The following is a 13,478-nucleotide window of genomic DNA, read 5'->3' as shown; positions in this document are numbered from 1 at the left end:
CGGTGTGCGCGCCCGAGACATCTTTGGAGGGGATTTTCAATGGAGACTCCGCCGCAGGAGCAAATGGGTTCGTTCATCAGTGGCACGCCGATGCCGACCCAGGATGAGAAGACGATGGGCCTGCTCGCTCACATGGGCACCATCCTGGCCAACTTCGTGGGCCTGGGCTTCGCCGTGCCGCTGGTGTTGATGCTGACGAAGGGCAAGGAGTCCTCCTTCGTCCGCGCTCACGCCGTGGAGTCACTGAACTTCCAGATCACGGTGTTCATCGCGGCCTTCGTCAGCGCCATCACCGTGTGCATCGGCATTGGCGCCGTCCTGCTGCCCATCGTCGGCATCGTGGCCATCGTCTTCGCCATCATCGCGGGCCTGAAGGCGAACGAGGGCCAGCTCTACAAGTACCCGGTCAACATCCGACTGGTGAAGTAGCGCGCCGCTTCGGGCCCAGCGGACACGGGCCAGGAACACTCGGGCGGGCCAGGCGCGAAGGCGCGGGCCCGCCCGTCGTTTTTTCAGCCGCCGATGCCCATCATGGACAGCAGCGTGGCGCCGTTGCCGGGCTCGGTGAAGCGGTGGCCCTCCGGCTTGTCGCCCAGCGCCCGGCGGATGGCCACCGCCAGCTCCTCGTCGCTGGCGCCGCCGCGGATGAGCTGGTGCAGCGGCGCCTGCGCCCGGCCGCCCAGGCAGCTGCGCAAGTCGCCGTTGGACGCCACGCGCACGCGGTTGCAGCTGCCGCAGAAGTTCTGGGTGAGCGGGGAGATGAAGCCCACGCGGCCCCCGGGCGCGCGCCAGTAGCGGGCCGGTCCGGCGGCGTCGCCCGTGTCATCGGGCTCGGGCTCCAGCGGCAGGCCCGAGGCCTGGAGCCGCTCCACCAGCTCCGCGGTGGGCACCGGCGTGCCCTGGCCAAAAGGCATCAGCTCGATGAAGCGGGGCGTGATGCCGCGCGCGTGCGCATAGGTGACCAGGGCGGGGGCTTCCGCGTCATTCACGCCGCGCATGACGACGACGTTGAGCTTGAGGGACGCGTAGCCGGCGCCCGCCGCCGCGTCCAGGCCTCGCAGCACCGCGTCGAAATCCCCCTGCTTGGAGATGCGGCGGAACGTCTCCGCCAAGAGGGTGTCCAGGCTCAGGTTGAGCTGGGTGACGCCCGCCTCGCGCAGGGGGAGGGCGAGCCGCTCCAGGTGGCTGGCATTGCTGGTGATGGCCAGGTGCTGGATGCCGGGCACCGCGGAGATGCGCCGGGCGATGTCCAGGATGTCCGGGCGGATCAACGGCTCGCCGCCGGTGAGCCGCACGCGGCGGATGCCCATGCGGGCGAAGACGGAGGTGATGCGCTCCAGCTCCTCGGGGCCCAGCAGATCCCGCTTGCCGCCCCACGAGGCGGGCGAGCAGTAGTTGCACCGGAAGTTGCACCGGTCGGTGATGCTCAGCCGCAGGTACGTCATCCGCCGCCCCTGCGCGTCCAGCAGGGGCGGCGCCAGCACGGAAGGCGGAGGCTGGAGGGTGGGGGCGGTCATCTCATCCAGCCAGGCTCACCCCTTGTTGCCAGCCGCCGAACGAACGACGCCCGGCTTGGGCGCGTCATCGTCGCTGGCGGGGTGGCCGGGCACGGCGGCGTCCACGTCGTCGTCCAGGTCCGTGAGCCGGGCCAGCTCCGCCTCGGCGTCATGGGCGTCCTGCTCGGCCTGTGGGAGCTGGAGCTTCTTCAGCGCCATCTCCTGCTTGATGCGGATCAGCCCTTCCTCGCCAATGTCGAGGAACGCCCGGACGACCTCCGGATCGAACTGCGTGTTGGCGCAGCGTTTGATCTCCTGGATGGCGTTGGTGAACGTCGTCCCCTTGCGGTACGGCCGGTCGCTCGTCATCGCGTCCAGCGTGTCCGCCACGGCGAAGATGCGCGCGCCAATGTGGATTTCGTGCCGCTGGAGGTTGCGCGGATAGCCGGCGCCGTCCCAGCGCTCCTGGTGCGACAGGACGATGGAGGCGGGCGTGTCCAGGAACGGAATGGCCTGGATCATCTGGAAGCCGATGTCCGGGTGCTTGCGCATCTCCAGCCACTCGTCCGGCGTGAGCTTGCCGGGCTTGAGCAGCACCGCGTCCGGCACGCCAATCTTCCCGATGTCGTGCAGCAGCGCGCCGCGTCCAATCTCCTCCATCTCCTTGCCCTGGATGCCCATGCGCTGCGCGATGGCGGACGTGTAGCTGACCACGCGCTGGGAGTGGTCGCTCGTCTCGTGCTCGCGCGCGTCCAGGGCGGCCACCAGGGCCAGCAGCGTGTTCTGGTACGTGTTGGCGATGTCGCGCAGGGCGCTGCGCAGCTCCGCCGTCCTGTCCCGTACCTTGCGCTCCAGCTTCTTCTGGTAGCGCTTGCGGGCCATCTCGATGCGGCGCTTGGCCAGCGCCCGCTCGATGGCCCGGATGAGGTCCGTGAGCTTGGGCGGCTTGAGCAGGTAGTCCACCGCGCCACGGCGCAGGCAGTCCACCGCGGACTCGGTGTCACCGTAGCCCGTGAGCATGATGACAGACGTGTCGGGGAGCCGCTCGCGGAGGTTCTCCAGGAGCCAGAGGCCGTCCTTGCCCGGCATCTTCATGTCGCTGATGACGAGCGGAGTCTCCTCCTCGCCCGCCAGGTCCAGGGCCATCTCGGCCCCGTTGGCGACGACGCAGTTGTAGCCTTCCTCACGCAGCAGGACGGAGATGACGTCGCGTACGGAGTCGTCATCGTCGACGATGAGGATTCGGGGTGGGGCAGGGGGGATGGCTTCCACGGCGAGCGATTCTAGAGGTTTCCGGGTTTCATTGGCCAACGACTACGGGAATTTACCATCGGATCAGGCTCCACGGCTGAGCGAACGGGCGGCCTGGCGAGGGGACGGCCCCTGGCGGCAGGTGGGACAGGCAGTCACAGCGCCCCGTCCGCCCCCGACCCTTCACGTCGGGTGGCCTCAGGTGCGGGGCAGGGTGGGCGCGCGGTCGTACCGGAAGGGGGCCAGGTCCACCGAGGGCCGCTCACCTAGCACGGCCTGTGCGACGAGCTTCGCGGTGATGGGGGCCAGGAGGATGCCGTTGCGGAAGTGGCCCGTGGCCAGGAAGAGGCCGGGGAAGGGGCCTTCGCCCAGGAAGGGTCGCTGGTCCTCCGTCCAAGGTCGGAAGCCCGCCCACGTCTCCGTCACGGGCGCCGAGCCCAGCTCCGGGCACAGCTCCAGGGCCATGTCGAGGATGCGCGCCAGCCCCGCCGCGGTCACCTGCTTGTCGAAGCCCACCAGCTCCATGGTGCTGCCCGCGATGACCCGGCCGTCCGCGCGCGGCACCAGGTAGCCCTTCTCGGACGTGACGACGCGGTCCAGCAGGGGCAGCCGTGTCTGGAATTGAACCATCTGCCCGCGCGCGGGCCGCACCGCTCGGGCGTCCACGCCGGCGCCGTGGACCAGGGCGGACCAGGAGCCCGCGGCCAGCACCACCGCGTCGGCGCGCAGCAGCTCGCCGTCCAGGTCCACGCCCACCGCGCGGCCGCCTTCCCGCACCACGCCGCGCACGTAGCCGCCGCGGAACTCCGCGCCCACCCGGGCGGCGGCCATCGTCAGGGCGCGCACCAGGAGCCGGTTGTCCAGCTGATGGTCATCCGGGAAGTGCGCGGCGCCCACGGCCTTCGCGGACAGGCGTGGCTCCAGCTCGCGGGCCGCGGCGCCGTCGAGCAGCTCGGCCCGCAGGCCCATGCCGCGCTGCCATGCCACCGTGGCGTCCAGGGGGGGCAGGCTGGCCTCGTTGAACGCGACCTTGAGGATGCCGCAGGGCCGGTAGGCCACGTCCACGCCGGACAGCTCACGCAGCTCGGCGGCGAAGGCGGGGTAGAGGCCGCGGCTGCGGAGGCACAGCTCCAGGAAGGGGCCCGGACCGTCGGACTCCATCTGGGGCGCGAGCATCCCCGCCGCCGCGCTGGAGGCCTCCGCGCCTGGAATGGAGCGCTCCAGCACGACGACGCGAACGCCGGCCTGCCGCAGCCGCAGCGCGATGCCGCAGCCCATGATGCCCCCACCCACGATGATGACGTCCGCGACTCGCATGGGCGCTTCCTGCTCGCCCGCGAGGGTGTTTGCAAGCGTCGCGCGGGCTCCACCCCGGGCCCGGTTGACGGCGCGCCGGTTTGTCGTTACTCATACGGCGATGCTCTCCGCGTCCCTTCACCATCACCATGCGCATCATCGGCTCGGCCCCGACGGGACCGTTCGCCATGCGCATGCCTGGGTGAGACGCTAGACGCACCCACCACGGCACCTGCCGCAGCGACCGAAGGCCCGTCCCCCCCAGGACGGGCCTTTTTTCGTTTCCGCGTCGTTGTCTCCTCGCAGTCTTGAAGGTTCCCCATGCTGCTGAAGATTGCTCTGCCCAACAAAGGCCGCCTCTCGGACGAAGTACGGGAGTTGTTCAATGACGCAGGCCTGGAGGTGCGGGCCCGGGGTGAGCGCGCGCTCACCGCGTCCCTGGGCGGAGAGTTCGAGGCCATCTTCGTCCGCGCCCAGGACATCCCGGAGTTCGTGGCGGATGGCGCCGCGCACGCGGGCGTCACCGGTTGGGACCTGGTGTGCGAGTCCGGGCGCGAGCTGGACCTGCTGATGGACCTGGAGTTCGGCAGGTGCCGCCTGGTGGTGGCGGCGCGGGAGGAGGGCGGCTTCGCCTCGCCGGAGGACGTGAAGGAGGGCATGCGGGTCGCGTCCTGCTTCCCCCGGTTGACGCAGGAGTACTTCGCCCGGCGGGGGCAGCGGGTGGCGGTGGTGCCTGTGTCGGGCGCGGCGGAGATCGCGCCCCACCTGGGCATCGCGGACATCGTCGTGGACCTGACGTCCACCGGCTCCACGCTGAAGATGAATGGCCTGCGCGAGGTGGCCACGGTGCTGGAGTCCAGCGCGCGGCTGGTGGCGTGCAAGGGCAATCTGGTGGAAGCGCAGCGGAAGCTGGACGAGCTGAAGCAGGCGCTGGGCTCGGTGCTGGCGGCGCGCGGCAAGCGCTACCTGATGGCCAACGTGCCAAGGGACTCGCTCGTCCGGGTGCGCGAGGTCCTCCCGGGCCTCAACGGCCCCACCGTGGTGAACGTGCTGGACGGCGGCGACTTCGTGGCCGTGCACGCGGTGGTGCCGGCGAAGAGCATCTATCGCACCATCAACGCGCTGAAGGCCCTGGGCTGTGAGGGCATCCTCGTCACCCGCATTGAAAGGTTGATGGCGTGATGGCCGCCCTTGCTTCGTCGACCCTGAGGTACCGCGGTCCTTTGTCCTCGCTCGCTCGGGAGGACTTCCGGCGCCTGCTGGACCGGGCGAGTGGCTCCGATGCCCGCGTCGCGCTGCGCGTGCGGGAGCTCATCGCCCGCGTGCGCGCGGAGGGAGACCAGGCGCTCTTCGAACTCGCGCGGCAGCTCGACCGCGTGGAGCTGACGGCGCTGGAGGTGCCGCGAGACGTCTGTGCCGCGGCGCTCGCCGGATTGGAGCCATCGGTCAGAGACGCGCTGGCCCGGGCGGCTCGCAACATCGCCCTGGCGCACGCGCCGCAGAGGCCACAGTTGGTGGAGGTGGAAACGGAGCCTGGCGTGCTCGTGGGCCGGCGGCCGGATCCGCTGGGCCGCGTGGGGGTGTATGCCCCGGGAGGCCGCGCGGTGTACCCCAGCAGCGTCCTGATGGGCGTGGTGCCCGCGAAGGTGGCGGGCGTGGGTGAGGTCATCGTGTGCTCGCCGCCGGGGCCCGATGGCTTGCCGCACCCCAGCGTGCTGGCGGCGGCATCCCTGGCGGGCGCGGACCGCGTCTTCTCGCTGGGCGGCGCGGGTGCGGTGGCGGCCATGGCCTATGGCACGGAGAGCGTGCCGCGCGTGGACCGCATCGTGGGGCCGGGCAATGCCTACGTGGCCGAGGCCAAGCTGCAGGTGGTGGGCGCGGTGGCGATTGAAGCGCCCGCGGGCCCCAGTGAAATCCTGGTCGTGGCCGACGACACGGCGAACCCGGCCGCGGTGGCGCGAGAGATGTTGGCCCAGGCAGAGCATGATCCGGAGGCGGCCTGCGTCACGCTGGCGCTGGGCGACGCGTTGGCGGACGCCATCGCCGCGGAGGTGGAGCGACAGGCCGAGCGCGCGAGGCGGTGGGAGATTGTCACATCGGCCCTGGGCTCGCGCGGCGCGGTGTTGACGGTGGCGTCCCTGGAGGAAGCCTGGCCCTTCGTGGCGGACTTCGCGCCGGAGCACCTGCTCATCGCCACCGCGACGGCGCAGGACGACCTGGGACGGGTGCGCAACGCGGGCACCGTCTTCCTGGGAGAGCGTTCGTCAGTGGCCTACGGCGACTACATGACGGGCTCCAACCACGTGTTGCCCACGGCGGGGTTGGCGCGGGCCTACTCGGGGCTCAACCTGCTCGACTTCTACCGGTGGACCACCTACCAGCGCGTCACGGCGGCGGCGGCGGCGGCGCTGGCGGAGGACGTGGGGCGGCTGGCTGACAGTGAAGGCCTCTTCGCGCACGCGGACGCCGCGCGCGCCTGGAGGCGGCCATGATTCCCAGGCGGGCTTCGTATCGGGACATTCCGCTGTACGCGCCTTCGAAGCGGCCGTGCCGGGTGGACCTGAGTGACAACACCAACCTCTTTGGTGTGCCGCCCTCCGTGGAGCGGGTGCTTGTCTCCACCGCGTCCCGCGTCCCGCGCTATCCCCCGGGCTACGCGCCGGATCTGCGCCGGGCGCTGGCGGCGTCCATTGGCGCGGCGCCCGACGAGATAACGACGGGCTGCGGCTCGGATGACGTCATCGACTCGGCGCTGCGCGCCTTCCTGGAGCCCGGGGACACGCTGGCGTTCCAGGACCCGACCTTCGTCATGGTGCCGCTGTTCGCCAAGGTGAACGGGCTCAAGGCCGTGCCCGTCCCGCTGAAGCCGGACTTCGACGTGGACGCGGACGCGCTGCTCGCCACGGGGGCGAAGGTCATCTACCTGTGCTCGCCCAACAACCCCACAGGCACCGCGCTGTCGCGGGCGGCGGTGGAGCGTGTCGCCGAGGACGCGCCCGGCATCGTCATCATCGATGAGGCCTATGCGGACTTCGCGCCGGGGAAGGCCTTCCTCGACCTGGCGCGACGGCGGCCGAATGTGCTGGTGACGCGCACCTTCTCCAAGGCCTTTGGGCTGGCGGGGCTGCGGGGGGGGTGGGGCGCCGGCTCGCCCGAGCTGGTGTCGGAGGTCGAGAAGGCTCGCGGGCCCTACAAGCTCACCAGCGTCGCGGAGGCGGTGGCCGTCTCGGTGCTGAACGATGACGCGCAGTGGGTGCGAGCCCGTGCGGAGGAGGCCGTCGCCTGTCGCGAGCGGCTGCGCGGCGCGCTGGTGTCGCTGGGCCTGTCGCCGCTGCCATCGGAGGCCAACTTCCTGATGGTGCCGCTTCCGGGCGCGCTGGCCGTGGCGGAGCGGATGCGGGAGCGGGACGTGAATGTGCGGGCGTTCCAGTCGCTGACGGGCGTGGGCGACGCGCTCCGAGTCGGTGTGGGGCCCTGGCCGTTGATGGAGACAGCGCTGGCGGCGCTGCGGGAGGCGTTGCGATGAGAGTCACCTTGTTCGACTACGGCGCGGGCAACCTCCACTCGCTGGCCAAGGCCCTGGCCACGGTGCCGGGCGCGGAGGTGCGCGTACAGGAGGACCCCTTGCGCGCGCTGGACACCGACGTCCTGGTGCTGCCGGGGGTGGGCGCCTTCGGGGCGGCGGTGGCGCGGCTCGAGCCGGCGCGTGAAGCCATGCGAGCGGCACTGGAGCAGGGCCTGCCGTGCCTGGGCATCTGCCTGGGCATGCAGTTGCTCTTCGAAGGCAGTGACGAAGGCGCGGGCGCCGGCCTGGGCTACTTCGCGGGCCGGGTGACGCGGCTGACGGCGAAGCGCGTGCCAGAGATTGGGTGGAATCAGGTCGACGAAGAACGCACGCTGGCGGGAGCGCGGCTGGACACCGTGTACTACGCGCACAGCTTCGTCTGCCGCGCCGCGGATGCTTCGGTGGTGACGGGGTGGACGACGCACGAGCAGGACCGCTTCCCGGCGGCGGTGCGAAGGGGGAGGGTGGTGGGCGTGCAGTTCCACCCGGAGAAGTCCTCCACGGCGGGCGTGCGCTTCGTCCAGGCTTTCTTGCGGGAGGTGACGTCATGATTGCGATTCCCGCCATCGACCTGCGCGAGGGCGCGTGCGTCCAGCTCGTGGGCGGCTCGTATGCGGCGGAGAAGGTCCGGGTGGAGGACCCGCTGGAGGCGCTGAAGCAATGGCGCAGCCACGGCTTCCGCGCGTTCCATGTCGTGGACCTGGACGCGGCGCTGGGCAAGGGCTCCAACTCGGACGCCATCTTCCAGCTGACGGCCTACGAGCGCGGGCTCACCTTCTCGGTGGGCGGCGGCGTGCGTGATTCCGACCGGGTGGAGGCCGTCCTGGCAGGCGGCGCCGAGTTCGTGGTGGTGGGGACTCGTGCCATCGAAGACGCCGCCTGGCTGGCGGACATCGCGAACCGCTTTCCCGACCGAGTCGTCGTCGCCGCGGACGTGAAGGGGCGCGAGGTGGTGACGCGAGGCTGGACGGCGGGGAGCCACCGCGACATCCGCGAGGTGCTGGCGTCCTTCGAGCCCTTGCCGCTGGGGGGCCTGCTCGTGACGGCGGTCCACAAGGAGGGGCAGCTGTCGGGTGTGGACCTGCCGCTGATGCGGGAGGTGGCGAGCACCAGCCGACACCGCCTGTACGCGTCGGGTGGCGTGACGACGATGGAGGACCTGAGGGCCCTGGCGGAAGCGGGCGCCTACGGGGCCGTCATTGGCATGGCGTTGTACACCGGAAGACTGGATGCGAGCGCAGTCGCTCAGGAGTTCGCGGGATGACCACTGTCATTCGGGAGACGAAGGAGACGCAGGTTCGGGTGGAGTTGTCGCCGGGCAAGGGCGTCACGAACGTGGACACGGGGCTGAAGTTCTTCGACCACATGCTGGCCACCTTCGCGCGCTACGCGGGGTTGGACCTCACGCTGCATGCGCGGGGGGACCTCACGCACCATGTGATGGAGGATGTGGCGATAACCCTGGGCACTGCGGTGCAGCAGGTGATTCCGGCCACGGCCGCGCGCTTCGCCGAGCGCACCATTCCCATGGACGACGCGCTGGTGCAGGCCTGCCTGGATGCAGGGGGACGCTTCTATTACCAGGGCCCGTTGAAGAACCGGCTCTACGAGCACTGGATGCGCTCGTTCAGCGAGCACGCCCGGGTGACGCTGCACCTGCGGGTGCTGCGCGGAAAAGACAGCCACCACGCGACGGAGGCGGCCTTCAAGGCGCTGGGGCTGGCGCTGCGGGATGCCATGGTGGATTCGGGCACGGTGTTCAGCATGAAGGGCGCCGTGTCCCTGGAGGTGAAGTGATGCTCACGCGACGGCTCGTCGTCTGTCTGGACGTGAAGGGCGGACGCGTGGTGAAGGGCGTCCAGTTCGAGGGACTTCGCGACGTGGGTGACCCGGTGGAACTGGCCCGGCGCTACGAAGCGGAGGGCGCGGATGAGGTGACGTTCCTGGACATCTCCGCCAGCGCCGAGGAGCGGGACACGTTGTGGGAGCTGGTGCGGCGCACCGCCGAGCAGCTCTTCATCCCCCTGGCGGTCGGCGGCGGGGTTCGCACGGTGGAGGACGTGGGCCGGGCGCTGCGCGCGGGCGCGGACAAGGTGAGCATCAACTCCGCGGCGGTGGCCAATCCGGCGCTGCTCACCGCCTGCGCGGAGCGCTTCGGCGCACAGTGCGTGGTGGCCAGCATCGACGCGAAGCGAGACGGCGACCGCTGGCGCGTCTACACCCATGGCGGCAGGAGGCCCACGGACCTGGACGCGGTGGCCTGGGCGCGTGAGTGCGTGGCGCGAGGGGCCGGGGAAGTGCTCCTCACCAGCATCGACCGGGATGGCGCGCGGACGGGCTATGACCTGGCGCTGACGCGGGCCGTGTCGGAGGCCGTGGCTGTGCCAGTCATCGCCTCGGGCGGCGCGGGCAGCGCGGCGCACGTCCGGGAGGCGTTCCAGGAGGGCGGCGCTGACGCGGCCTTGGTCGCGGGCATCCTGCACGACGGCCTCACCACGGTGGGGGACATCAAGGCGCTGCTCCGCGAGGGCGGCCTTCACATTCGGAGCGTGGCATGACGGACTCGGGAACCCTGATGCAGGCCGCCGCCGAGGTGGCGCGGCTCGCGGGTGACGTGGCGTTGGGCTTCTTCCGCGGTGGCGTCGCGGTGGACACGAAGTCGGACGGCTCTCCGGTGACGGTGGCGGACCGCACGGCGGAGTCCCGTGCGCGCGAGTGGCTGGAGGCGCGCTTCCCCCAGGACGGCATCCTGGGCGAGGAGTTCGGCGAGACGCGGCCGGGCGCGAAGCGCCGGTGGATTCTGGACCCCATCGACGGGACGAAGACGTTTATCCGCGGTGTCCCGCTGTGGGGCACGCTGGTGGCGCTGGCGGAAGGCGAGCGCATCCTCGTGGGGGCCGCGTACTTCCCCGCGGTGCGTGAGCTGCTGGTGGCGGCGCCGGGGCAGGGCTGCTTCTGGAATGACCGGCGCGCGGCCGTGTCCACGCAGGCGGAGCTGTCCAAGGCGGTGGTGCTGTCCACGGATGCGCGCTTCCCGGTGTACCCGGAGCGCGGGGCCGCCTGGCGCGCGCTCGCGCGGGACGCGGCCGTGGACCGCACCTGGGGGGACTGCTACGGCTACCTGCTGGTGGCCACCGGGCGCGCGGAGGTCATGGTGGATGAGCTGCTGTCCCCCTGGGATGGCGCGGCCTTGCAGCCCATCATCGAGGAAGCTGGCGGTGTGTTCACCGACTGGACGGGCCGGCGGACCGCGTTCGGCGGAAACGGTATCGCCACCAACGCGGCCATGGCACGCGTGGTGCGGGAACGGCTCGGCGCCGTGGAGACACGTTGATGCTCGACCTGGACGCGCTCGACTTCGCGAAGGGCAACGGACTGGTGACGGTCGTCACGCAGGACGCGAGCACGGGTGACGTGTTGATGGTGGCGCATGCCGACCGGGAAGCCCTGGCGCGCACGCTGGCCACCGGAGAGATGCACTACCGGTCGCGCACGCGCGGCCTGTGGCACAAGGGCGCATCCAGTGGAAACGTCCAGCGCGTGGTGGCGCTCCGCGCCGACTGTGACGGTGACGCGGTGCTCGCGCGCGTGGAGAAGGCGGGCCCCGCATGTCACACGGGGACGGAGACCTGCTTCGGGCCTGGCCGCTGGGATGCGCTGAGCGCGTTGGATGACACCCTCGCCCGGCGCGCCGCACCCGTGGACCCGCCCGATGATGCGCCCCCGAGCTACACGCGCCGCCTGCTGGAGGACCGCAACCTGCGCTTGAAGAAGCTGGGCGAGGAGGCCGCGGAGTTGGTGACCGCGTGCGCGGACGCGGATCCATCACGCGCCGCGGAGGAAGCGGCGGACGTGCTCTACCACGTGCTCGTCGCCGTCCGGCCGCTGGGCCTCTCGCTCGACGACGTGAAGGCGGTGCTCGCCAAACGCGCTTCGCGCTGATTCACCTCTCATGTCCGCTTCACGACAATATCCGGCGAATCCTGGAGATGACGCAGGCGTATACGTGTTTTCCCTGAGTGTCGGTGTCGGTGCGGTTGAATTTGTCCGTTTCCGCTGCAGGGCAGGCCCACGGTGCCGGGCGAAATGAAGGCCGGTTCAGGTGTCGCGCACTTCAACGAATGGAGTGTTCCTGCTACAGATCCGACGGCACGGCAGCGTGGCATGCCGGGCGGGTGCCGGTCCGGCGCTCGCCTCACCGGAGGCATCGTGAACGGCCCTACCTACAAAGCGGAGATCATCGACCGAGTCATCTTCTCCCGCTGGGAGAATCCTCCGACCAAGGAGGACGTGACGCTGGTGCTGGCGCAGATGCAGGAAGCGGCGACGCGGCTCAACACGAACCTCATCTACGTGGGGTCGGTGAGCTCGAAGTCGAAGGTTCCCGACGCGAACGAGCGCGCCGTGCTCAACCAGTTCCTCATGGATGCCCGCCGCACCTGCGTGGAGCAGGCGTGGCTCGTCTACGAAGGCACGGACCTGCAGCACAACCTTCAGCGCGTCATCATCTCCGGCGTGCTCATCCTCACGCGCACCTTCGACAACTTCCTGTCGGTCGCGAAGTCGGGTGACTCCATCGTCAAGGACGTGAGCGCGGTGCTGAAGAAGGACGCCGCGCCGCTCTTCACGATGGCCAAGGAGCGCGGCCTCATCGCCTGACGTCGGCGGCGCCTTCAACGGGCGCCGTGGACCTCCAGCTCCTTCAGCTCGGTGTCCACGCGCTCGGGGAAGACGCTCACCGCGTCCACGTCGCGCAGCGGCACCTGGAGCGGGCACTGCTCCCACTGACCCGTGCCGTTGAAGCGGCACACGGTGGGGTTGACGAAGGCGAAGTCCTTCTCCGGGTCCTTCAAGCCCACGCCTTGCGGCGTCCGGACGATGGCCCGCACCGTCCCCGGCCCCGTGGCGCGGACCATCACCGACACGAGCTGCTTCAGCGTGGGCGCGTAGCTCGCGCGCAGCGCGCCGTCCGCCTCCCAGCGCTTGCTCTTGCGCGCCTGTCCTACCGGGACGCCTGTGTTCTCGTCCTGGTCGAACGCCTGGAAGCCGGGCTCGGTGCCTTCAATCCGGTCCGGCTTCATGGCGCTCGTCTCGGGAGGAGTGGGGCCCGCGGCCAGGGCGATCAGCGCGGGCGTGGGCGCCACGAGGTTCGCGGCGGCGGCGCGCAGCAGCGCGTCATCCAGGAGTCCTGCCCGTGAGCAGCGGGGCGCCAGCGCTCCGGCGAGCGCGAGCACGGGTGGCCGCACGGTGAGGCCCGACTGGGCCGCGGGCGCGATCCCCAACTGGACGAGCGAGGCACACGCCCCTCCCAGGCCTGCCCCCGCGTGCTCCAGATTCCATTTCGCGCTCGCGGTGTCGGCATGCGGACCCACCGCGGCGTTCAGCAGGGCCTGTCCCACGGCCTGGGCGCACGAGTTGGCGGCGGGCGGGCAGCGCTCACACAGGCTGGCCAGCAGGCCGCGCAGCGGTGTGGCTTCTCCTTCGGATAAGGGCGAGCGGGCGTCCAGGGCCGCGCCCAGCGCGCAGGCGCGGGCGGGCGGCTGACGGCATGCGTCGAGCTGCTGGCGGGCCTCAGCCAGGGCCCGGGGGGCCTGGGGCGTGCGGAGGGCGCTTTCGAGGGCCCGCTCCAGCGTGCGGCACTCCGGGGTGGAGGCGGGAGCGGGGGCTCCGGCCGGGACGTCACCCGCCTGGGCCGTTCGCGCTGGCCGAGGACCGGGCGCTTCCTCCTGGTGCGTCACACACCACAGGCGTCCGAAGGCGATGAGTGCCACCAACATCAAGAGGAGGGTTCGGAGCGGGAAACGGCGCACGAGCAAACTCCTTGATTCCAACCGGGACCGGGGGTTATCAGCCCCACCGGGTTCCATCCG

Annotated in this window: 15 protein-coding genes; 11 read left to right on the top strand and 4 right to left on the bottom strand. The window is 70.8% G+C overall.

Annotated features, from left to right (window positions below):
- Positions 1–39 precede the first annotated feature (39 nt).
- Entirely contained in the window at positions 40–429 is a 390-nt protein-coding gene (locus tag HV824_RS00405) for a DUF4870 domain-containing protein (protein ID WP_020478852.1), read from the top strand.
- A gap of 83 nt (positions 430–512) precedes the next feature.
- Here HV824_RS00405 and moaA read toward each other — a convergent pair whose 3' ends face one another.
- From moaA to thiO, 3 genes are all read right to left on the bottom strand, one after another.
- A complete protein-coding gene (gene moaA / locus HV824_RS00400) occupies positions 513–1,517 on the bottom strand; it encodes a GTP 3',8-cyclase MoaA (protein ID WP_176422407.1) in 1,005 nt (334 codons plus the stop codon).
- Positions 1,518–1,532: 15 nt separating this feature from the next.
- Positions 1,533–2,768, bottom strand: coding sequence for an HD-GYP domain-containing protein (locus HV824_RS00395; protein ID WP_163786561.1), 1,236 nt, complete (start codon positions 2,766–2,768; stop codon positions 1,533–1,535).
- Between the two features lie 177 nt (positions 2,769–2,945).
- Complete coding sequence (gene thiO, locus HV824_RS00390; RefSeq protein WP_176415018.1) at positions 2,946–4,064, bottom strand: glycine oxidase ThiO; 1,119 nt, start codon at positions 4,062–4,064, stop codon at positions 2,946–2,948.
- A 300-nt stretch (positions 4,065–4,364) separates the two neighbouring features.
- On the opposite strand from thiO, the gene hisG reads away from it, so the two are divergent.
- From hisG to HV824_RS00340, 10 genes are all read left to right on the top strand, one after another.
- Positions 4,365–5,225: an ATP phosphoribosyltransferase gene (hisG, locus tag HV824_RS00385; protein ID WP_176422406.1), complete on the top strand. Its 861-nt coding sequence runs from the start codon at positions 4,365–4,367 to the stop codon at positions 5,223–5,225.
- A complete protein-coding gene (gene hisD / locus HV824_RS00380; protein WP_176415016.1) occupies positions 5,225–6,535 on the top strand; it encodes a histidinol dehydrogenase in 1,311 nt (436 codons plus the stop codon). The genes hisG and hisD overlap by 1 nt, the downstream gene beginning before the upstream one ends.
- The gene (locus tag HV824_RS00375; RefSeq protein WP_176422405.1) at positions 6,532–7,569 is read left to right on the top strand and encodes a histidinol-phosphate transaminase; all 1,038 of its coding nucleotides are present in this window, start codon (positions 6,532–6,534) and stop codon (positions 7,567–7,569) included. The genes hisD and HV824_RS00375 overlap by 4 nt, the downstream gene beginning before the upstream one ends.
- A complete protein-coding gene (hisH, locus tag HV824_RS00370) occupies positions 7,566–8,159 on the top strand; it encodes an imidazole glycerol phosphate synthase subunit HisH (RefSeq protein WP_176415014.1) in 594 nt (197 codons plus the stop codon). Before HV824_RS00375 ends, hisH begins: the two co-directional genes overlap by 4 nt.
- Entirely contained in the window at positions 8,156–8,872 is a 717-nt protein-coding gene (locus HV824_RS00365; protein ID WP_176415013.1) for a HisA/HisF-related TIM barrel protein, read from the top strand. The genes hisH and HV824_RS00365 overlap by 4 nt, the downstream gene beginning before the upstream one ends.
- The gene (locus HV824_RS00360; RefSeq protein WP_176415012.1) at positions 8,869–9,405 is read left to right on the top strand and encodes an imidazoleglycerol-phosphate dehydratase; all 537 of its coding nucleotides are present in this window, start codon (positions 8,869–8,871) and stop codon (positions 9,403–9,405) included. The genes HV824_RS00365 and HV824_RS00360 overlap by 4 nt, the downstream gene beginning before the upstream one ends.
- Positions 9,402–10,166, top strand: coding sequence for an imidazole glycerol phosphate synthase subunit HisF (gene hisF / locus HV824_RS00355; RefSeq protein WP_368737999.1), 765 nt, complete (start codon positions 9,402–9,404; stop codon positions 10,164–10,166). Before HV824_RS00360 ends, hisF begins: the two co-directional genes overlap by 4 nt.
- On the top strand, positions 10,163–10,942 hold the full coding sequence (gene hisN / locus HV824_RS00350) for a histidinol-phosphatase (RefSeq protein WP_176415010.1): 780 nt from the start codon (positions 10,163–10,165) through the stop codon (positions 10,940–10,942). The genes hisF and hisN overlap by 4 nt, the downstream gene beginning before the upstream one ends.
- Positions 10,942–11,550: a bifunctional phosphoribosyl-AMP cyclohydrolase/phosphoribosyl-ATP diphosphatase HisIE gene (hisIE, locus tag HV824_RS00345; protein WP_176415009.1), complete on the top strand. Its 609-nt coding sequence runs from the start codon at positions 10,942–10,944 to the stop codon at positions 11,548–11,550. The genes hisN and hisIE overlap by 1 nt, the downstream gene beginning before the upstream one ends.
- Before the next feature lie 267 nt (positions 11,551–11,817).
- Positions 11,818–12,267 carry a DofB protein gene (locus HV824_RS00340; protein WP_176415008.1) on the top strand — a complete coding sequence of 150 codons (450 nt, stop codon included), beginning with the start codon at positions 11,818–11,820 and terminating at the stop codon, positions 12,265–12,267.
- A gap of 14 nt (positions 12,268–12,281) precedes the next feature.
- Here HV824_RS00340 and HV824_RS00335 read toward each other — a convergent pair whose 3' ends face one another.
- Positions 12,282–13,418 (bottom strand): hypothetical protein, encoded by a 1,137-nt coding sequence (locus HV824_RS00335; protein ID WP_368737998.1) that lies wholly within the window; start codon positions 13,416–13,418, stop codon positions 12,282–12,284.
- Between the last annotated feature and the right edge of the window lie 60 nt (positions 13,419–13,478).

This window comes from Myxococcus sp. AM009 (assembly GCF_013372605.1).
Taxonomy (GTDB): Bacteria; Myxococcota; Myxococcia; order Myxococcales; family Myxococcaceae; genus Myxococcus; species Myxococcus vastator.
This window is presented reverse-complemented; position numbering and strand designations above follow the sequence as displayed.

What these genes read in the sequence shown, in the direction of transcription:
- HV824_RS00405 (WP_020478852.1), top strand. Translation starts at nt 40, where the DNA reads ATGGAGACTCCGCCGCAGGAGCAAATGGGTTCGTTCATCAGTGGCACG.
- moaA (WP_176422407.1), bottom strand. Translation starts at nt 1,517, where the DNA reads ATGACCGCCCCCACCCTCCAGCCTCCGCCTTCCGTGCTGGCGCCGCCC.
- thiO (WP_176415018.1), bottom strand. Translation starts at nt 4,064, where the DNA reads ATGCGAGTCGCGGACGTCATCATCGTGGGTGGGGGCATCATGGGCTGC.
- hisG (WP_176422406.1), top strand. Translation starts at nt 4,365, where the DNA reads ATGCTGCTGAAGATTGCTCTGCCCAACAAAGGCCGCCTCTCGGACGAA.
- hisD (WP_176415016.1), top strand. Translation starts at nt 5,225, where the DNA reads ATGGCCGCCCTTGCTTCGTCGACCCTGAGGTACCGCGGTCCTTTGTCC.
- HV824_RS00375 (WP_176422405.1), top strand. Translation starts at nt 6,532, where the DNA reads ATGATTCCCAGGCGGGCTTCGTATCGGGACATTCCGCTGTACGCGCCT.
- hisH (WP_176415014.1), top strand. Translation starts at nt 7,566, where the DNA reads ATGAGAGTCACCTTGTTCGACTACGGCGCGGGCAACCTCCACTCGCTG.
- HV824_RS00365 (WP_176415013.1), top strand. Translation starts at nt 8,156, where the DNA reads ATGATTGCGATTCCCGCCATCGACCTGCGCGAGGGCGCGTGCGTCCAG.
- HV824_RS00360 (WP_176415012.1), top strand. Translation starts at nt 8,869, where the DNA reads ATGACCACTGTCATTCGGGAGACGAAGGAGACGCAGGTTCGGGTGGAG.
- hisN (WP_176415010.1), top strand. Translation starts at nt 10,163, where the DNA reads ATGACGGACTCGGGAACCCTGATGCAGGCCGCCGCCGAGGTGGCGCGG.
- hisIE (WP_176415009.1), top strand. Translation starts at nt 10,942, where the DNA reads ATGCTCGACCTGGACGCGCTCGACTTCGCGAAGGGCAACGGACTGGTG.